General features: G+C 60.5%; 20 protein-coding genes, 2 tRNA genes and 1 riboswitch. Of the genes, 7 read left to right on the forward strand and 15 right to left on the reverse strand.

What is annotated here, in order from left to right; translation table 11 throughout:
- Positions 1-46 precede the first annotated feature (46 nt).
- Positions 47-472, reverse strand: coding sequence for a YmaF family protein (locus RIN56_17445; protein ID MDR7868586.1), 426 nt, complete (start codon positions 470-472; stop codon positions 47-49).
- Positions 473-620: 148 nt separating this feature from the next.
- On the opposite strand from RIN56_17445, the gene RIN56_17450 reads away from it, so the two are divergent.
- Positions 621-1043 (forward strand): GNAT family N-acetyltransferase, encoded by a 423-nt coding sequence (locus RIN56_17450; protein MDR7868587.1) that lies wholly within the window; start codon positions 621-623, stop codon positions 1041-1043.
- 82 nt (positions 1044-1125) lie between these two features.
- Here the strand turns inward: RIN56_17450 and RIN56_17455 are convergent, their stop codons facing one another.
- Positions 1126-1599: a hypothetical protein gene (locus RIN56_17455; protein MDR7868588.1), complete on the reverse strand. Its 474-nt coding sequence runs from the start codon at positions 1597-1599 to the stop codon at positions 1126-1128.
- A 162-nt stretch (positions 1600-1761) separates the two neighbouring features.
- Between RIN56_17455 and RIN56_17460 the strand changes: the two genes are divergently transcribed.
- A complete protein-coding gene (locus RIN56_17460; GenBank protein ID MDR7868589.1) occupies positions 1762-1992 on the forward strand; it encodes a hypothetical protein in 231 nt (76 codons plus the stop codon).
- Positions 1993-2115: 123 nt separating this feature from the next.
- A complete protein-coding gene (locus RIN56_17465) occupies positions 2116-2454 on the forward strand; it encodes a cupin domain-containing protein (GenBank protein MDR7868590.1) in 339 nt (112 codons plus the stop codon).
- Between the two features lie 415 nt (positions 2455-2869).
- On the opposite strand, the gene RIN56_17470 is transcribed toward RIN56_17465, so the two are convergent.
- The 3 genes from RIN56_17470 to RIN56_17480 form a co-directional block, all read right to left on the reverse strand.
- On the reverse strand, positions 2870-3796 hold the full coding sequence (locus RIN56_17470) for a diguanylate cyclase (protein MDR7868591.1): 927 nt from the start codon (positions 3794-3796) through the stop codon (positions 2870-2872).
- 146 nt (positions 3797-3942) lie between these two features.
- Entirely contained in the window at positions 3943-4497 is a 555-nt protein-coding gene (locus RIN56_17475; GenBank protein MDR7868592.1) for a GDSL-type esterase/lipase family protein, read from the reverse strand.
- A 2-nt stretch (positions 4498-4499) separates the two neighbouring features.
- Entirely contained in the window at positions 4500-4970 is a 471-nt protein-coding gene (locus tag RIN56_17480) for a zinc-ribbon domain-containing protein (GenBank protein MDR7868593.1), read from the reverse strand.
- 145 nt (positions 4971-5115) lie between these two features.
- On the opposite strand from RIN56_17480, the gene RIN56_17485 reads away from it, so the two are divergent.
- The 3 genes from RIN56_17485 (at position 5116) to RIN56_17495 (ending at position 5725) form a co-directional block, all read left to right on the forward strand.
- Positions 5116-5379: a hypothetical protein gene (locus tag RIN56_17485; protein ID MDR7868594.1), complete on the forward strand. Its 264-nt coding sequence runs from the start codon at positions 5116-5118 to the stop codon at positions 5377-5379.
- 189 nt (positions 5380-5568) lie between these two features.
- Positions 5569-5645 (forward strand) — tRNA-Gln (locus RIN56_17490).
- 4 nt (positions 5646-5649) lie between these two features.
- Positions 5650-5725 (forward strand) — tRNA-Lys (locus RIN56_17495).
- Between the two features lie 156 nt (positions 5726-5881).
- Here the strand turns inward: RIN56_17495 and RIN56_17500 are convergent.
- The 4 genes from RIN56_17500 to RIN56_17515 form a co-directional block, all read right to left on the reverse strand.
- Positions 5882-6187 carry a hypothetical protein gene (locus tag RIN56_17500; protein MDR7868595.1) on the reverse strand — a complete coding sequence of 102 codons (306 nt, stop codon included), beginning with the start codon at positions 6185-6187 and terminating at the stop codon, positions 5882-5884.
- 1 nt (position 6188) lies between these two features.
- Positions 6189-7526 (reverse strand): acyclic terpene utilization AtuA family protein, encoded by a 1338-nt coding sequence (locus RIN56_17505; protein MDR7868596.1) that lies wholly within the window; start codon positions 7524-7526, stop codon positions 6189-6191.
- Between the two features lie 81 nt (positions 7527-7607).
- Entirely contained in the window at positions 7608-8906 is a 1299-nt protein-coding gene (locus RIN56_17510) for a citrate:proton symporter (GenBank protein ID MDR7868597.1), read from the reverse strand.
- Positions 8907-9093: 187 nt separating this feature from the next.
- Positions 9094-10473, reverse strand: coding sequence for a sigma 54-interacting transcriptional regulator (locus RIN56_17515; protein ID MDR7868598.1), 1380 nt, complete (start codon positions 10471-10473; stop codon positions 9094-9096).
- Between the two features lie 199 nt (positions 10474-10672).
- Between RIN56_17515 and RIN56_17520 the strand changes: the two genes are divergently transcribed.
- A complete protein-coding gene (locus tag RIN56_17520; protein MDR7868599.1) occupies positions 10673-10870 on the forward strand; it encodes a hypothetical protein in 198 nt (65 codons plus the stop codon).
- Position 10871: 1 nt separating this feature from the next.
- Here the strand turns inward: RIN56_17520 and RIN56_17525 are convergent, their stop codons facing one another.
- From RIN56_17525 to RIN56_17550, 6 genes are all read right to left on the reverse strand, one after another.
- On the reverse strand, positions 10872-11426 hold the full coding sequence (locus RIN56_17525; protein MDR7868600.1) for a hypothetical protein: 555 nt from the start codon (positions 11424-11426) through the stop codon (positions 10872-10874).
- A 130-nt stretch (positions 11427-11556) separates the two neighbouring features.
- A complete protein-coding gene (locus RIN56_17530) occupies positions 11557-12120 on the reverse strand; it encodes a 3D domain-containing protein (GenBank protein ID MDR7868601.1) in 564 nt (187 codons plus the stop codon).
- Between the two features lie 129 nt (positions 12121-12249).
- Entirely contained in the window at positions 12250-13584 is a 1335-nt protein-coding gene (locus RIN56_17535) for a nucleobase:cation symporter-2 family protein (protein ID MDR7868602.1), read from the reverse strand.
- A gap of 21 nt (positions 13585-13605) precedes the next feature.
- Entirely contained in the window at positions 13606-15873 is a 2268-nt protein-coding gene (locus RIN56_17540; GenBank protein MDR7868603.1) for a molybdopterin-dependent oxidoreductase, read from the reverse strand.
- Positions 15870-16322: a 2Fe-2S iron-sulfur cluster-binding protein gene (locus RIN56_17545; GenBank protein MDR7868604.1), complete on the reverse strand. Its 453-nt coding sequence runs from the start codon at positions 16320-16322 to the stop codon at positions 15870-15872. Before RIN56_17545 ends, RIN56_17540 begins: the two co-directional genes overlap by 4 nt.
- Positions 16319-17098, reverse strand: a complete 780-nt coding sequence (locus RIN56_17550; protein ID MDR7868605.1) for an FAD binding domain-containing protein — start codon at positions 17096-17098, stop codon at positions 16319-16321. Before RIN56_17550 ends, RIN56_17545 begins: the two co-directional genes overlap by 4 nt.
- Before the next feature lie 84 nt (positions 17099-17182).
- Positions 17183-17282: riboswitch (purine riboswitch) on the reverse strand.
- Positions 17283-17360 lie beyond the last annotated feature (78 nt).

A 17360-nucleotide genomic window follows, 5' to 3' on the forward strand; every position in this document is an offset into this window, starting at 1 on the left:
ATGCGGCGGCTGCTTATTTTGCCACCCCGGCCGCCTGGCGTTTGGGTCAGCGTTTGTTGCCCTTGTTTTTCTTGTTGGTGTTTGCCGCTACTACCGGCATCTCGTCGAGATCTTCTTCTTCCTCCAGCAGGCTGGGAGCCTGAGCGGTAGTGTCGGCGACATCGTGGCTGTGGCCGTCGTCGTAGCTCGTCTCGCCTTCGTAGGGGTGCACATGTCCGCCGTCCATCGTTTCGACGGCCGGTCCGGTCATGACGTCGAACCAGTGCCAGTGGCCGTCGTAGAACGAGGTTCTGACCCGCATGCGGTGGATGTGGGATGTACCTGCGCATCTGGCCGGCCCGGTGACGCCCTGGACGATGTGCTGATGGTCGTTGGCAACCAGCGTCAATGTATTGAAAACATGGACATGAACCATATGACGGTCTTCACGGTCTTCGCCGGGGGGGCGGCGGAGCGCTTCGCTGTCGGTCATATTCCTACCTCCCTTCTCGTTATGTAGTATTATATGCGCCAGGCCTTACGCCGGCGACAAGGAAAAGACGGTCGGTCCGCCTATTGGTATTCTGAAAACGGCGTGGTACAATAATTTGGAAAAGAAAATTATGTCAGGAGCGTGTTGTATGGCGTATCGGATTCAGGAAAACTGCCAGGGGATCGATTGGGATGTCGTATATGAGATAATGACCGTCTCCAGGATGGCTTCGCGTCCGCTGGAGCAGGTACGGCTGGCGTTCGAGAACAGCTACCGGGTGGTGTTCGTGTTCGAAGGCGATCAGATGATCGGCATCGGGCGGGCGATTTCGGACGGAGCTTACGAGGCGGCGCTTTACGATGTCGCCGTGCGCCCCGAATACCGGGGCAAAGGGATCGGCAAGCTGATCGTGACGACAATCCAGGAAGGGGTTCCAGGCATGGATATGATCTTTTTCGCCATGCCGGGAGTGGAGAATTTTTACCGGTCGATGGGCTATGTGAAAATGCTGACCGGCATGGCCAAGTTTGTCCGCGCGGAGGCCATGCGGGAAAAGGGCTTCACCGACTGAAGCCAACCCTTGTACATTATTAAGACAGCAAAGGGACACCCGCAGCTTTTGGCGGGTGTCCCTTTTAGAACGGGTCTGATGGTTATATCTTACTGATCAGTTGCTGCAGGAGCTTGTATTTGGCGTCCTGATAGATCTTGTCGAGGTCGACGATGTACCACTCGCCGTTGATTTTTTCCAGGCCGACCGGTCGGACGACCATGTTGAGGGAGTTTTGCTCGGTCTGCAGGGTTGCTACGACGACGGCGTAATCGCCTTGTTCGGCCGCTTTGCGCAGCGACAGGAGGTTGGCGTTTTTGAGGTCCGCCAGCCCGGATTTGCCGGTGAGGTACTTGATGACTACCCGCGGGTCGTTGGCTGTGCTCGGGGATACATAGAGCGCGGCGTCGTTCAGGCGGTCGCCTTTGGCGGCCTCGAAGAAGGTTTTGACAACCCCGTCGGCGGATAAGCCTGTAATGCGCTGGGCTCCGCCCCCGCCGCCGCCGCAACCGGCCGCGAGCAGCACCACCATCAGCAGGGTGAATACCGCCGTAAGTTTCAACATGCTTTTCTTCATCTAAAGCTCATCCTTTCCCATGTACCATTATGGACACATGTTATGTCTATTATAGCACCGACTGACTGATTAGTCACTCTTCCGTTTATGCCACTATTTTCCTGATATGAGCGGTGCAGGCGCAGGTTACACTAGCCAAAAGCAGGCGAAGGAGGCCGAAATATGTTTGAGGAACAAGATCCCAACCACCATAGCGATTCGCAGGCGATGGGCAAGGAGGCGGGGCTGAATTATACCGTGAATAGCGCGGCGCCGTCGCTCAGAAGCGGCAATATGCGGACGGTGAATTATCTCGTTCACCGGATGCTGTGGGAGCAGCAGGAGAAGATCGATCTTGACGACCTGGAGATGCGGACCGAGGGGATTATGTCGGTGGAGGACAGACCGCACTAGGCGGCATTTAGCCCCCCTCCGCCTCGGCAGGCGTCGGGGGGCTTGTGATCTTCGTCACAGCGCGGGCGGCGCAGACGGTATTATAATTATGGCAGGAGAATATTTTACCAGGAGGCCATAATCATGAGCAGAAAGTTTATCAAGAATATCGATTTCGGCAAGGCGCTCGATCTCGCGGGACTGGTGGATTACCAGCCGGGACGGGTGGTGAGCCTGACGCTGGTCCAGAACGAGGCGCTGAGCATGACGCTGTTTGCATTTGCAAAGGATGAAGGGGTAAGCACTCACTCGGCGCCAGGGGACGCGATGGTTTATATCATCGACGGCCAGGCAGAGATCACGATCGGCGGGGAGAAGCTCGCCGCCGTCGCCGGACAGACGGTGGTGATGCCAGCCGATATCCCCCACGGGCTGGAGGCCACGGAGAATTTCAAGATGCTGCTGATTCTTGTCAAACAGTAGCCGGGCGCAGGTAGGCAGGCGCGCGCTGGCAAGGCTCCGGATAAAATTCGCAACATTCTGCCTTCCATCCGGGAGGAATTCCTGAGCGGTTTCTAAAATAGTATATAATAGGTTAACGAAAAGGGGGTTGCGTCGATGGTCTGGATGTTGCTCCGTCCGGTTACCCATTGTAAGGAAGGCTGCCATAGATTGTCCCGGGCAGGACGGTAAAAGGCCCAAAAAGGGCGCTCGTATGAGCGCCCTTTTTTTATTTGCGGCTGTTAGAGCCGTTCTTTCAACGCGCAGCGCTCGAACGTACGCTAGCAAGCGCCCGCAACGCCAAGAGCGCAAGTTCTTGGTGCTTTAGTGCCTAGAACTGCGGCCTACCCCTTGCGGGTGCAACGCAAATGGGGTGCTATCAACGGCCCCCATTGTATCAGGATTCAATTCCCTTGCGTTTTTTGGACCCATACATCGCCTTATCCGCCACCTGCAGCAGTTCCTCGCTGTCTTGTCCGTCGCGGGGGAAGAGGGCGAGGCCGACGCTGGCGCTGACGGAGAATTCGCGGTCTTCGAGCCGCATCGGCTGCTGGACGGCTTCCATCAGTTTGCGCAGAACGGTGAAAACGTCGCGCTCGTCGCCGATGCCGGGCAGGAGAACGGTGAATTCGTCGCCGCCGAGCCGGGCGACGATGTCGCTGCCGCGCACCGCGCCCACCAGCCGTTCGGCGATGAGCCGCAGGGCCTGGTCGCCGATGTAGTGGCCGAGGGTGTCGTTGATGATTTTGAAGCGGTCGAGGTCGAGGAAGATCACAGCCAGCATGTCTTTGTTGACCCGTGCCTGGGCGAGGGCGACGGCGAGCTTGTCCCGCAGCATAACTCTGTTGGGCAGGCCGGTGAGGGGGTCGTGGTAGGCAAGGTGCTTTATCGTCTGCTCGTACCGTTTGCGTTCTGTTATGTCGACGATCTGGGCGATGAAGTACCGCGGCCGCCGCCTGGCGTCGCGGACGAGGGAAACGTGGATGGTGACGTTGATTATTTCGCCGTCCCTGCGCTGGTAACGCTTTTCCATGACAAAGCGCGGTTTTTTGCCGTGCAGCAGTTCGCCCACCATGAACATGTCTTTGGTGAGATCTTCGGGGTGGGTGATGCTGGCGAAATCCATCGCCGCCAGTTGGTCGACCGAATAGCCCAGGATGTCGGCCATTGCCTGATTGACCCTCATGAAACGGCCTTTCAGGTCGGCGATGACCATGCCGATGGGGGCGTTTTCGAACACCAGCCGGAACCGTTCCTCGCTCTCCCGCAGAGCAGCCGCCTGCGTACTGGGGCGGTCCTCACAGTACGGGATCTGAACTTTCATACAGCCAACACTACACTTTCTCCATAATTTTACAATTCGCACATCCTCTATTCGCCAATTTTTGTAAATTCCCTGCTGGCATGAACTAACTTTCTACAAAATAACGATTATAAATAACTGAACCCGGGCAAGCCCGGGTTTTGGCGTCAGGGTGACAGGATTTTTTTGAGGGCGACGACGGCGGCGGCGGCCATGAGCGCGTAACCGTCCTCGTTGGGGTGGACGCCGTCGGTGTGCAGGCCGTTCCGCAGACCGCCGGAAACCGCATCGACAAGGGCGGCGTGGAAGTCGAGCACCGGCAGGGCGTTTTCGGCCGCAAAGATTCTCAGGAAGCGACGGTATTCGGCCAGCAGGGTTTCTTCCCGGTAGTCCACCGGCGGCGGCAGGCCGATGATCGGTTTGATGCCGGCCGTTCGGGCCGCGGCCGCCATGGCGGCGATGTTATCGGCAACTTCGGCCGCCGCCAGGCCCAGAAAGGCGTCGTTGGAACCGCCGCTGACGATTGCGCAGTCCGGTCCGAGGGCGGCGACGTCGACGGCGAACCGCCGGCGCATATCCCCGGTCGTCTCGCCGCATATCCCTTTGTTGACTATCCGTACCCCGAGGCGTTCGCCGGCGATCCTCACCCAAGAGTATTCGGGCGGGTATGGGTAGCCATAGGTCAGTGAATCGCCGACGGCGACGATTGTCGTTGTGCCCATACTCAGCCCAGGCGACGGCGGAACCGCAGGCTGAACCACGCCTGACCCTTGCCGGACCGTTCCCAGCCGGCGGCGGTAAGCGCGGCCGTCAGTTCCTCCACCGCTTTGACGTGGCGCTTGTTTTGCTTGTTCGCCTGGTAGTAGTCGCTCAAACCGGCCTTTACCTGGGCCGATTCGCGGACGGTGTCCCCGCCCTCAGGCCCCCCGGTCTGAGCCTTGAACTGGATATAGTCGCTGGGAAAGAGGGGGCTCCACTTCTCCCCCGCCGCCGCCGCAACGATTTCGCACGTCTCCCAGCGCTCCCCGACCGGCGCCGGGGCCGTCTCCTGCGGGGCTGCCTGGGGGGCGCCGCAATTGGCGCAGAAATTGGCGCCGTCCGGCAGTTCGGCGCCGCAGCTCGGGCATATTCTCATCGCCTTGTCCTCCTGCTTGTCGGTCGCTCCCTTATTATTGCGTTTGTCCTCTTCCAACATTCCATGCCGGAGCGGCAAATCCTGCCACGGCGGGAAAACACCCCTCCTAACGGGGACTTGCCGACAGGCTCGCAACCGGTGGCGTTATCGGCAGGCGGCGAATAACATAAAGCAGGCGGCAATATTATGGAAAGGGGGAAGATAATTGGAAGAAGCCTCTGTTGTCGAAATGGGCATGGATACGGCCGGCCCCGGTCCGGAGGCGACCGGCGACGCGCCCGCGGAGGCTGACGGGGATGGCTGCGCGGGAACCGGGGCCGCCAGGCTGCCGGATATTGAGTCATGGCTGCCGGGCGGGAGCATATGGCTGTATGCGGTCCCGATCATCCTGCTGCTGTTCCTCTGGCTGTTCTACCCCGCCATTCTCATCCTCGCGTGCGTGATTCTCATGCTGTGGCTGCTGGGCTGACCAGCCCGCCGGACCGGAATTAAAAGCGCCGCCCCGTTTTGGGCCGAATTAGCCCGCTATCCACCGGGATAGCGGGCATGGTCCTCCATCGTACCGCCCGCTGGCGTTGTCTCCCGCTCGCGGTAGTTGACAAATCGGCTCCGCTCGTTTAGAATATTCTCTGCACGACAATATACACTATATAACTGTTGGGGAGTCGCCAAGCTGGTTAAGGCATCGGACTCTGACTCCGACATTCGAGGGTTCAAATCCTTCCTCCCCAGCCATCATGACTCACTAGCTCAACTGGCAGAGCAACTGACTCTTAATCAGTAGGTTGTAGGTTCGATTCCTACGTGGGTCACCACAAGTTCAAGGCCTCGCAGAGATGCGAGGCTTTTTGTTATGTTTATTTCGGCAACAGTCCCGGCAGCGCCGGACGCAGAAGCAAAAACGCCTGCTGAAAAAAAGCCGGAAAGAATTCCGCCTCTGCGGGATTCTTTCCGGCCGAAAGATTGCTAATTTATTCAGCGACTTCCATGTTCATGAGGGCTGAGCTCAGCGACTTGCCATGGATATCCAAGGCGAGTGTGCGGGTTACTCCGCCGCCGAGCGCCTGAAACATCACGAAATTCAGAGCCCCGATGTTGGGAAGCTCATAGCGGACGACCTCACCCTGCACGATATCGGCGAAAAACGCTTTTACCCGTTCGGCGGTGATATGCTTCTCAAGCAACGGGTAATTGGCGGGATCATAGGCGATTACCGAGATGTTCGATGTGTTTCCTTTGTCCCCTGTTCTGGAGTGGGCGATTTCGCGAAGTTTCATCTCATACCACCTCGTACTTGACAGAGTATTTGACCAGCGACCTGGGTATAAGGATCGAAACCATCGCCACTACTTCTCTCGCCGTTTTCCATGCTCCGGCACCCCCGGCCGGACCGTTGGTGTACAGGGTTTCGACTTCATTGCCGATGCGAACGGCTTCTTTCATGTTTTGCGTCCGGCCGGCGACCCGCGCGCGAACTTCGTACGGTTCGTGTCCGGCCGACAGGCTGGCGGCATGGAGGGAGTTGACGCCGATAAGATCGAACCGGATTTCCGAAACCTTTACTCCCATGAGACCAAGCCGTTCTTTCACGATGTCGAGCGCCAGCTGGCCGCGGGCGGCGGCGCCCGGGCCGGCGTAACTTATCTGCCCCTCGCCGATATAGCTGTCGACATAGCCGATGGAGACTTTCAAGAAGTCGGTCTTCGGAATCCCTTTGCCCCCGGCTATTTTTACATGATCTTTTGCGATTTCCGTCATTTGCACGTCGGTGAAATCGGCCACTACGTCGGGCGTGAAGTAGGCGGCCGGATTGTGTATTTCGTACAGCAGTTGCTCTTTGCAGGTTGCCAGGGTGACCATGCCGCCGGCCTCGGCTACTTTTGTGATAACCGCGGTGCCGTCTGCATTTACTTCGGCGATTGGGAAGCCAAGATGGCCGATACCTGGGACGTCTTTGTAGCCAGGGTCGGCGAAATATCCCCCGGTGATCTGACCGGCGCACTCCATCAGGTGGCCAATTACAGTGGCTTTGCCCAGTAAGTCCCAGTCATCCGGCGACCAGCCGAATTCGTACGCCAGAGGCGCCAGGAACAAGGCTGGGTCGGCCACACGGCCGGTGATTACGATGTCCGCTCCGCCCTTAAGGGCCTCGATGATCGGCTCGGCGCCAAGATACGCGTTGGCCGAGACCAGTTTATCCTTGATGGTGGAAAGCTGTTCGCCCGTCTCTTCTATCTTGTATTCTTGCGCACGGATGGTTTCAAGAACATCGTCACCGCTTACGGCGGCGATTTTCAGGCCCCTGATGCCGAGCTTTTGCGCAACTTCCTTGATTTTCTGCGCACCTGCCTCCGGGTTGGCGGCTCCCATGTTGGTGATTATTTTTATGCCCTTTTGGCGGCAAACCGGCAGGACGGCTTCCATCCGCGCGGCCAGCAGAGCGTCATACCCTGCCGCCGGGTCTTTCATTTTCGCCTGCTGAGCAATGGCAATCGTTCTCTCCGCCAGACATTCGAAGCACAGATACTGGATATCCCCTTTTTCCGCCAGTTCAACGGCAGGTTCAATCCTGTCGCCGGAGTAGCCTGCTCCTGCGCCAAGCCGAATCTTTTTCATAGGATCACCTCAAATGTTTTTGATAGCATACATACCCTGGGTCGACCCGGGATGAACCCGCATATTCGCCGCAAACAGGCGTTACAAGCCGAAAGCCCCGGTCAGAACCGCAACAATCGTCATCACGATCGTTACCCCGAACGCGAAGGGGATGGTGAATTTCTGATGGTCGCCAAGGTCGACGCCGGCGAGGCCGACCAGCAGGAAAGTCGAAGCCGTCAGCGGACTTATCGGGAAACCGGTGGTCATCTGTCCGAGGATGGCCGCGCGGGCGACTTCTATTTTCGCGACGCCCATCGCCTCGGCAGCCGTGGCCAGAACAGGCAGAATCCCGAAGTAATAGGAATCCGGGTCGAAGAGGAGGCTCGCCGGCATGGAGGTGACGGCGGTCAGGACGGGCAGATGACCGCCGAGCGTTTTGGGCACTATTGCCACAAGCGTGCCGGCCATCGCCTTGATCATGCCCGATTTCGTAAGGATGCCGGTGAAGATGCCGGCCGCAAAGATGATGGCGATCATGAATACGGCCGATTTTCCTTGGGCGACGATACGCTCCTGCTGCATTTTGACATCCGGGTAGTTGACCACCAGGGCGATTACCAGCGCCACCATGAATACGACGGGCAGCGGTATCAGTTTGCCTTCGACCAGGGCGACGATGGCTGCGATAGTAAGGATGATGTTGAACCAGACGAGCTTAGGACGTTTGAGCGGGTCCACTTTTTCCTCTTCGGCGGGAGCGCCGCTTTCGCTGTCAAGCTTGATAACTCCCAGACGCGACCGCTCCCTGCGCCCCAGCAGGTAGGAAAAGAATATTACGGCGGCCAGGCCGGCCAACTGGGCGGGGATGACGGGGTTGAACAATTCCGTCATATTAAGGTGCAGGGAAGTCGCCGCACGCAGTGTCGGGCCGCCCCACGGCAGCATGTTCATTGTCCCCGCTCCCAGTGCGACGATGCATGCCAGCACTTTTCTGTCCATGCCCAGTTTGTCGTAAATCGGCAGCAAAGCCGGCACGGCGATCAGGAAGGTGGAAGCGCCCGAGCCGTCAAGGTGCGCCAGCATGGCTATAACCGCGGTGCCCACGGCGACTTTGACCGGGTCGCCGCCGCCGTACCTGACGATTCTTTTGATAGCAGGGTCGAACATGCCTGTATCGTTCATTACCCCGAAATAGAGAATTGCGAACGTCAGCATTACGCCTACCGGCGCTACGCTTTTGATCCCGTCAAAAGCGAACGCCCCCAGTTTAGGCCCGAAGCCCGCCAGCGCGCCGAACACGGCCGGCACCGCGACAAGCGCGACTATGACCGAGGCCCTCTTTGTCATGATTAAAATCAATAACGCCGCGATGATACAAAAGCCCCATAAAGATAGCATCGATTGATCCTCCTTTGCTCGTCATAGCCATTTATAGATGCAAATTCCATGCCAGCCAATTTGGGCGGCTTAGCGGGCTTTATTTATCAGATTTGATAAATAAAAGAGAGCCGCTGCCAGGCAATCCTCCCCGGATTGCCTGGCAGCGGCTCTTATCATTATTGATAAGGCAGTTGCTGCATAATTCTCATTTATGATAATTATGCAGTCGGCGGTACAGGCTGGCGATCGAAATGCCCAGAATGGCGGCGACTTTTTTCTTCCCGTCGGTGTTCTCGCCGTGCGCCTCAAGCAGTTGCAGGATGTTTTGCCGTTCGAACTCTTTGACGCGCTGGGCCAAAGTACCGCCGGCGTTAATCCGGTCCAGGCCCGCCTGCGCCAGAATTCGGCGTGGCAAGTGTTCGGGCAGTATTTCGTCGCCGGTGATGACATTGCAGGCGAATTCGATCGCGTTTTTCAATTCGCGGATATTTCCGGGCCAGTCGTACGCCAGGAAGATTTTTTCCACCTCGGCACTGATTTTGAAGTGCTTCTTTTTCGCCGATGCGCGGCTGTCCGCGAAGTGACGCGCCAGGAGAGGGATGTCCTCCCTGCGCTTTCTCAGGGGCGGCAGGATTATCTGGAATACGTTTATCCGATAATATAGGTCTTCGCGGAAGTTCTTCTTTTCCACCATGAGTTCCAGGTCCTGATGAGTCGCGCAAATGACGCGTATATCTATCGCTTTCTCCCCCAGATCCCCGACCCGCCTTATCCTTTTCTCCTGGAGGACCCGCAGCAGTTTGGCCTGCAGGTCGTTGCCCATGTCGCCTATTTCATCCAAAAACAGTGTTCCGCCGTCGGCAAGATGCAGGAGGCCGGGTTTCCCGCCCTTCTTGGTGCCGGTAAACGCCCCTTCCGTGTAACCGAAAAGCTCGCTCTCGAGCAAATTGACCGGAACAGCGGCACAGTTTATGGCGACGAAAGGCCGATGCTTCCTGGCGCTTGCGTTGTGAATCCCCTGAGCTATGAGTTCTTTGCCGGTGCCGCTTTCGCCCTGCAGAAGGATGCTGGCGTCCGACACCGCGGCGCGTTCGGCCAGCGCTACGCAGGCGCGAAATTCGGGATTGCCGTATATCAGGTCGTCAAAGGTATATATGGCGCTGAGGATTTCCTTTACCGTTCCCTGCAGGTCTCTTAGCCTGTTTTGCGCCCTGTTGAGTTCTTCCGACAGTTTCTGTACCTCGGTGATATCCCTGATAATCGAAACCCCGCCGATTATTTCTCCGGCCACGATGATCGGCGACATATCGACAACGTATTCGACTTTACCGTCGGTGCGGTAGACGCCGTTCATGCCCTGCCCAGTCTTGATGACCGTCGGCAGTATGGCTCCGGGCCTCACTTCGACGAGCTTGCGGAAAAGGATTTCCTCGGCTTTTTTGCCGATGATGCGCAGGTATTGTTTGTTGACGTACTGGACTATTCCGTCTTTGTCGGCGATCAGCAGGCCTTCGTTCAGAGAATCGAAAATATCTATCGACCATTTTGCAAGCGAGGCTGCGTCAAGGATGTTTTTGGCGCTCATCGTCGGTACCTCCGCGCGGCAGCGTTAGTTACTCTGCTCCTTCGCTCCCAGGCTCGTCAAATCCTGCTCCGGCCGATACGGGCCGGCGCTGGAAAAGCCAAGCCTCTCAGAAAACGGAGCTTTTTCGCTGCCGGTGGAGGATTTGGCGGCCGGACGTATAAATGGGACGGTAGCGACTAATTTGCACGAGGTGTTGGGCATGGAGTATGCGAGCGGCGACAGGATCATCGTCACGGCGGGAGGCGCGCGGCTGATGTGGACCATCCACGCGGTCAACAGCCGGGTGGTGAAGTATATCGACGAGCAGGGCCGCTACGGTCAGATGCCGGTGAGCCACCTGGAGGAGCTGCTGGGGAACGGCCAGGCCGAGTTGAAGAGCGGCGCCGGCGGGGAGTAGCTCAGTCGGCGATCAGCTTGTGGAGGGCTAAGAGGAGGAGAAAGGCCACCCCTGCGAGGCGGTGACCTTTCCTGAAGCCGGCGCCCCGGCTGCCGGCAAGCGACAGGCCGGTGGCGAAGAGGATAACGAGCAGGAGCAGCGCCGCGAGGCCGGAGATTTCGTCCGTTGGCAACCGACCGTCCCACAGCAGATAGCCGTGGAGGGCGGCGGCGGCGACGATGGCCGCCCCGGCAAGAGGATGGGTGAGCCGGAGCAAGCGGAGGGCAGAGCGGAGCGTCGGAACGGCTGCCTGCGGGACAGCGCCGCGTTTGAGGGCGGCGGCGGCGGCTTCGCGCCCGAGGTAGTAGGCGACGGCGATGAGGGTGAGGGAGCCTGCCGTCTCGCCGAGTCCTTTGCCGAGCCCACGCAGCCAGCGGGGCGGCAGGCCCTGGGCAAAGCCCAGGTAATGGTCGGCGACGATGATGGCGAGGACGGCGATTACCGCGCCGCCGGCAACAGTCGACGCTTTTGCGGCCAACCAGGCCGCGAGGTTTTCCAGTTTGGTCAGTGTCGCCATTGTTGTCCTCCGCCGGCGTTATTTTCTTGCCATTACTATTCTCCGCGGAAGCTGTCCGACCCTCCCGCCCTTTTGAGGCTCCGGGAGAAGAAAAAGCAGGCGCGCGCCTGCTTTTCCTATGCTGTCCGTTTTAGATGCCTTTGTCTTTCGGGGTGCTGACAACGAAGACTTTTACTGTCTTCATGCCGAATTTCTCAGCCTCCGGCACCGACCATTTGGCGATGTCGATGCGGTTGCCCTTGATGGCGCCGCCGGTGTCTTCGGCGACTGCGTATTCGCCGTGGCCGTCGGGGTATTGGATGAAGACCTGGGAGCCGAGCGGGATGACTTTGGGGTCGACGGCGATTACGCCGGGACGGACCTGGGTGCCGAGGTGGGTCTTGTTGCCCCATTGGGCGTTGTCGTGCGCGCCGGGGGCGTAAGCGGTGGCGACCATCTTGATTTCTTTTTTGAAGTTTTCCGGCGCTTCGCCGCGAATTTTCTGGGCGTGCTCGGAAGCCTTGAGCTCGGTGCCGGGGGTGGCGGCCGCAGGCTTGGGATCGGGGGGCGCGGCGTGGGCGACGGCGGGCGGAACACCCGGCAGGCCGGCCGCGGACAGGACGAAGGCTCCGGCGACGGCGGCGGCGATGCGCCGGTATCTATTCTTCAGGCTTCTGTGACGGTAACCTTTGTGTCTACCGGCGTTATGCTTCACAACGAAAGCCCCCTTTAACGGTTGTTATTCATAGTGTCTGTAAAAAAGGGGCCGCAATGCCCGGCATTTTTTGGACGGCGCTGAGAAAAAGAGGCAAAAAAAGTGACCCGGTCGAGCCGGGCCGTTTTTTTACTCGCTGAGGGTGCTTTCGGCCGGGGCGGCGGTTTTGCGGCCGAGCTCGTTGAAGCAGTAGTTGAGGCCGACGGCGATGATGCTGCCGGTGGTGATGCCGCTGTGGAGGAAGAGCTGCGCCCAGGCGGGGAAGCTGTGGTAGAAGGTGGGGACAGCCAGGGGGATGAGGCCGACGCCGAGGCTGACGGCGACGATCATGGCGTTGTGGTTGCCTTCGAAGGAGACGTTGCCGAGGACGCGGATGCCGCTGGCGGCGACCATGCCGAACATGGCGATGCCCGCCCCGCCGAGTACCGGGGTGGGGATGGCGGCGACGACGGCGGCGGCTTTGGGGAAGAGGCCGAGAACCATGAGAATGACGCCGGCGGCGACGATGACGAAGCGGCTTCTGACGCCTGTGAGGCCGACGAGGCCGACGTTCTGGGCGAAGGCCGAGTAAGGGAAGGTGTTCATGACACCGCCGAGCATGGTGGCGAAGCCGTCGGCCCTGAGACCGCGCACGACGTCTTGTTGCTTGACCGGCCGGCCGACCATCTCGCCGACGGCGATCATGTCGCCGGTGGTTTCGGTCATTATGACGAGCATGGCGAGGAAGATGGTGAGGATGGCCATGAGGTCGAAGGTCGGCATGCCGAAGGCAAAGGGGGTGGTGATGCCGAACCAGGCGGCGGTGCCTACCTTGGCGAAGTCGGTCAGGCCCAAGAGGAAGGCGATGAGGGTGCCGGACACGAGGCCGAGCAGGACGGCGATGCTGCTCCAGAAGCCTTTGAGGAAGCGGTAGTAGCCGATCGTCAGCGCGAGGACGGCGAAGGCCATGGCGATGTTTTGGACGCTGGCGAACCCCGGAGCGCCCGGCACGCCGCCGCCCGCCCAGCGGACGGCCACGGGCAGGAGCGAGACGCCGATGATGGTGATGATGGTGCCGGTGACGACGGGCGGGAAGTAGCGGATGAGGCGGCTGAAGTAGGGGCTGATGAGATAGGTCATAAGGCCGGCGACGATGATCGAGCCGAAGATGCCCTGGATGCCGTGCATTTTGCCGACAAGGATCATCGGCATGACGGCCGCGAAGGAGACGCCCTGCACTACCGGCAGCTTGACCCCCATGTTGAGGAAGCCGAAGGACTGGATAATGGTGGCGATACCGACGGTGAAGAGGTCGGCGTTGATGAGGTAGATGAGCTGATCCTTGGAAAGCCCCAGGGCGTTGGCGATGATGAGGGGTACGGCGACGCAGCCGGCGTACATGGCCATGACGTGCTGGAGGCCGTAGGCGAACAGCTTGCCCTTGGGGAGGATCTCATCGACGGGATGGACTTTTTCGGTTTGCATGTGCTGTTTCTCTCCTTCGGCTCATTTCACCATGGCGGCGTATACTTTTTCCGGGGTCAGCGGCAGGCGGGTCAGCCATGCCCCGATGGCGTTGCGGACAGCGTGGACGATGGCCGGCGCCGGCGTGTTGTTGACGACCTCGCCGATGGATTTGGCGCCGAACGGCCCGGTTGGTTCGTAGCTTTCCTCGAAGAATACCCGGACGGTGCCGATATCCTTGCGGCTCGGTATTTTGTAGGTCATGAAGGAATTGGTCTGCAGGGCGCCGCGCTCGTCGTACTTGACGTCTTCGTAGAGGGCGAGGCCGATACCCTGCACCAGGCCTCCCTCGGCCTGGATCCGCGCGAGGTTGGGATTGACGACGGTGCCGCAGTCGATGACCGCGATGTAGTCGAGCAGCTCGACTTTGCCGGTTTCTTTGTCGATCTCGACTTCGGCGAAGCCGGCTACGAAGGGTGGCGGCGATACCGGGCTGCCGTGGCTGGCGTAGCCGGACAGCTGCCGACGGTCGGGGCCGACGACCGAGCGCTGGGCGAGCTCGGCTAGGGTGATGGTGGCGCCGGCGGGACCGGTGAGAATGGAGCCGTCGAAGGTCACCTCTGCCGGTGCGGCGTTCATAAGGGCGGCGGCGGCGACGATTATCTTTTCCCTTAGCTCACCGGCGGCCTTGACGACGGCCATGCCGGTGACATAGGCGGTGCTGGAGGCGTAGGAGCCGGTGTCGAACGGCGATACGTCGGTGTCGGCGGCGTGGACGATGATGGTGTCCATAGACGTTTCAAGCACTTCGGCCGCCATCTGGGCGAGGATGGTGTCGCTGCCTGTACCCATGTCGGTCGAGCCGAGGAGGAGGGTGTAGTTGCCGTCGTCATTAAGGCGCACCTCGGCCGAGGCGGTGTCGATGCCGGCGATGCCCGAGCCCTGCATGGTGACCGCCATGCCGACGGCGCGCACCTTGCCGCCGAGGTCGCGGCGGGGGTACTTGTCCAGCCAGCCGATGAGCTCGCGGCCGCGTTCGATGCACCTGTCAAGCGACGAGCTGCCGAGGATGCGGTTGTGGTAGATGTCGATCTCGCCGGCTCTGATGATGTTTTTGCGCCTGAGCTCGCACGGGTCGATGCCGAGGGCGTCGGCGAGTTTGTTGACCGCCGATTCGACGGCGAAGCAACCCTGGGTGGCGCCGTAGCCGCGCATCGCCCCGGCCGGGAGCTTGTTGGTATAGACGGCGTGGCCGGCGTAGCGGACGGCGCGTGCCTTGTTGTAGAGCGGCAGGCTCTTTTCGCCGGCGACGGAGAAGACGGTGGGGGCGTGCTCGCCGTAGGCGCCGGTGTCGGACAGGCACTGTACGTCGATGGCGCGGATGAGGCCGCCGCGGTCCGCGCCCAGGCGCACCTTGAGGCGCATGGCGTGGCGGCTGTTTGTGGCGGTGAAGGTTTCCTTGCGCTCATAGACGATCTTGGCCGGCCGGCCGGTGCGAAGGGTGACGATGGCCGCGAATATCTCGACAACCGCGGTCTGTTTGCCGCCGAAGCCGCCGCCGATGCGGGGCTTTATCACCCTTATGCGGCTGGCGGGCAGCTCAAGGGCGCGGGCGAGGTGCCGCCGCACGTGGAAGGGTATCTGGGTCGAGCTGACGACCACAAGGCGGCCGGCGTGGTCGAGATAGCTGAAGGCCCGGTAGGTTTCCATCATCGCCTGGGCCTGGGCCTGGGTGTAGTAGGTTTCCTCGACGACAACGTCGCTGGCGGCCAGTTCGGCGGCGATGTCGCCTACCTCGACTTTGTGGGTGGCGGCGATGTTGCGCAGCCGGTCGTGGCCGATATCGAAGTTGCAGTGGAGGTCGGTTTCGGGGTGGACGACCGAGGGATGGCCGATGGCCTGCTCGAAGTCGAGCACCGGCGTCAGCACTTCGTAGTCGACCTTGATGAGCTCCAGCGCCCTTTGGGCCGTGCGCTCGTCGACGGCGGCGACGATGGCGACTTCGTCGCCGACGTAGCGGACGAGATCCTCGAGGATGAGCCGGTCGTAGGGGGACGGCTCGGGGTAGGTCTGGCCGGCGAGGGTGAACCTCACCTTGGGTACGTCTTTGTGGGTGAGGACGCATGCCACACCCTCGACGCCTTCGGCGACGGCGGTGTCGATGGCCTTTATGCGGGCGGAGGCGTGAGGGCTGTGGAGAATTTTGACCACCAGGGCGTTGGCGGGGGCAAGGTCTTCGGTGTAGAGGGGCTTGCCGGTGGCGATGGCCAGCCCGTCGATCTTGGGGACGCCTTTGCCGACGAGCTTCATGAACGCACCTCCAGGAACTTTTTGACCGCCCGCAGTTGGCCCATATAGCCGGTGCAGCGGCAGAGGTTGCCGGTGAGGTAATGGGTTATCGCCTCGTCGGTGGGGTCGGCGAGCTCGCGTTTCATCGCCAGTACGGTCATGATGAAGCCGGGGCTGCAGAAGCCGCATTGCTCGCCGCCCTCGGCGACGAGCAGGCGGGCGAACGCCTCCGCTTCGCCGGCGACGCCTTCGATGGTGGTGATGTCGTGGCCGTCCATGCGCGCCGACAGGGTGGCGCAGGATAGGGTCGGCTTGCCGTCGATCCACACGGTGCAGAGGCCACAGTTGGTGGTGTCGCAGCCGCGGCGGATGCTGGCGAAGCCGGCGGCCCGCAGGGTGTCGGCGAGCAGTTCGTCGGCCGCCACCTCAAGGACGGTTTTTTGGCCGTTGATGGTTACTTCTATTTTCATGTAAGTACCTCCAGCACGGCGCGTTTTACGAGGACGGCGGCCATCGCCCGGCGGTATTCGGCCGACGCCTTGAGGTTGCCGCCGAAGGCGAGTTCGCCGGCGGCTAGTTCGCCGGCCTCGTCGGCACTGGCCCCGGCAGCGAGGGCGGCGGCGGCCGCGGGAGCGAGCTGAGCCCTGGCCGGCCTGGCCCCGACCGCGACCGTCCAGCGGTCGCCGCGGCGGGCTACGGCGGCGTTGACGACCGGGAAGTCGCTGGCCGAGTTACGCAGGCTCTGGTAGGCGGCGGCACGGCCGTCTTTGCGTATGTATATCCGGGTCAGGATATCCCTGGCGTAGGGCTTGTCCAAAAAAGCCGCGAGCGGCATCCGGCCGCCGCCGTGCAGCTCGACATCCGTGTCGAGCGCCAGGAGGGCGGCGATGAGGTCGGAGAAGCCGTATTTCGAGTAGACGGAGGCGCCGACGGTGACGAGGTTGCGGAACTGGACGCCGAGGACGTTGCCCACCGCCCGGGGCAGCATGCCGCGGAAGTTTTCCCGGCAGGCAGGGTGGGTTTCCAGCGCGCGGAAGGTCGCCATCGCCCCCAGTTCGATGCAGCCGTCCGCCTCGCGGACGTAGTCGAGGCCGAGCAGCGACAGGTCGACGGCGGTAGCGATTTTCTTGCTGCCCATCCGCAGGAAGGCGCAGCCGCCCAACAGCGTGTTGTCCGGGTGGGCCGTGAGCGCCCTGTAGGCCTCATCCAACGTCTGCGGCCGAACGAGTTCTCTGATTGTAAACATTGTGTCCCCCCTCCCATAAAAAGAAAAACCGGCGCCGGATTTCGCTTTTCCCGATGAGCAAAAATCCCCGCCGGGGTCTGGCCCCCCGATGGCTTTTTCACTCGTAGCCGGCAATTTACGGTTGCCTGTAGAAACTTCCGGGCCGTATCCCCAAAATTATACGAGAGTATTTAGTTGCGCTTTTATTTTACCTTTGACGACAAATAGTGTCAACGAGGGGAACGGGACGCCCCGCTCCCGCGGCGAAAATAAAAAACAGGCT

It is taken from the genome of Sporomusaceae bacterium, assembly GCA_031460455.1.
Classification (GTDB): Bacteria; Bacillota; Negativicutes; order Sporomusales; family UBA7701; genus Anaeroselena.

Excerpts from the sequence above, each read along its gene's own strand:
- RIN56_17445 (MDR7868586.1), bottom strand. The coding sequence starts at position 472 with ATGACCGACAGCGAAGCGCTCCGCCGCCCCCCCGGCGAAGACCGTGAA.
- RIN56_17450 (MDR7868587.1), top strand. The coding sequence starts at position 621 with ATGGCGTATCGGATTCAGGAAAACTGCCAGGGGATCGATTGGGATGTC.
- RIN56_17455 (MDR7868588.1), bottom strand. The coding sequence starts at position 1,599 with ATGAAGAAAAGCATGTTGAAACTTACGGCGGTATTCACCCTGCTGATG.
- RIN56_17460 (MDR7868589.1), top strand. The coding sequence starts at position 1,762 with ATGTTTGAGGAACAAGATCCCAACCACCATAGCGATTCGCAGGCGATG.
- RIN56_17465 (MDR7868590.1), top strand. The coding sequence starts at position 2,116 with ATGAGCAGAAAGTTTATCAAGAATATCGATTTCGGCAAGGCGCTCGAT.
- RIN56_17470 (MDR7868591.1), bottom strand. The coding sequence starts at position 3,796 with ATGAAAGTTCAGATCCCGTACTGTGAGGACCGCCCCAGTACGCAGGCG.
- RIN56_17475 (MDR7868592.1), bottom strand. The coding sequence starts at position 4,497 with ATGGGCACAACGACAATCGTCGCCGTCGGCGATTCACTGACCTATGGC.
- RIN56_17480 (MDR7868593.1), bottom strand. The coding sequence starts at position 4,970 with ATGTTGGAAGAGGACAAACGCAATAATAAGGGAGCGACCGACAAGCAG.
- RIN56_17500 (MDR7868595.1), bottom strand. The coding sequence starts at position 6,187 with ATGAAACTTCGCGAAATCGCCCACTCCAGAACAGGGGACAAAGGAAAC.
- RIN56_17505 (MDR7868596.1), bottom strand. The coding sequence starts at position 7,526 with ATGAAAAAGATTCGGCTTGGCGCAGGAGCAGGCTACTCCGGCGACAGG.
- RIN56_17510 (MDR7868597.1), bottom strand. The coding sequence starts at position 8,906 with ATGCTATCTTTATGGGGCTTTTGTATCATCGCGGCGTTATTGATTTTA.
- RIN56_17515 (MDR7868598.1), bottom strand. The coding sequence starts at position 10,473 with ATGAGCGCCAAAAACATCCTTGACGCAGCCTCGCTTGCAAAATGGTCG.
- RIN56_17520 (MDR7868599.1), top strand. The coding sequence starts at position 10,673 with ATGGAGTATGCGAGCGGCGACAGGATCATCGTCACGGCGGGAGGCGCG.
- RIN56_17525 (MDR7868600.1), bottom strand. The coding sequence starts at position 11,426 with ATGGCGACACTGACCAAACTGGAAAACCTCGCGGCCTGGTTGGCCGCA.
- RIN56_17535 (MDR7868602.1), bottom strand. The coding sequence starts at position 13,584 with ATGCAAACCGAAAAAGTCCATCCCGTCGATGAGATCCTCCCCAAGGGC.
- RIN56_17540 (MDR7868603.1), bottom strand. The coding sequence starts at position 15,873 with ATGAAGCTCGTCGGCAAAGGCGTCCCCAAGATCGACGGGCTGGCCATC.
- RIN56_17545 (MDR7868604.1), bottom strand. The coding sequence starts at position 16,322 with ATGAAAATAGAAGTAACCATCAACGGCCAAAAAACCGTCCTTGAGGTG.
- RIN56_17550 (MDR7868605.1), bottom strand. The coding sequence starts at position 17,098 with ATGTTTACAATCAGAGAACTCGTTCGGCCGCAGACGTTGGATGAGGCC.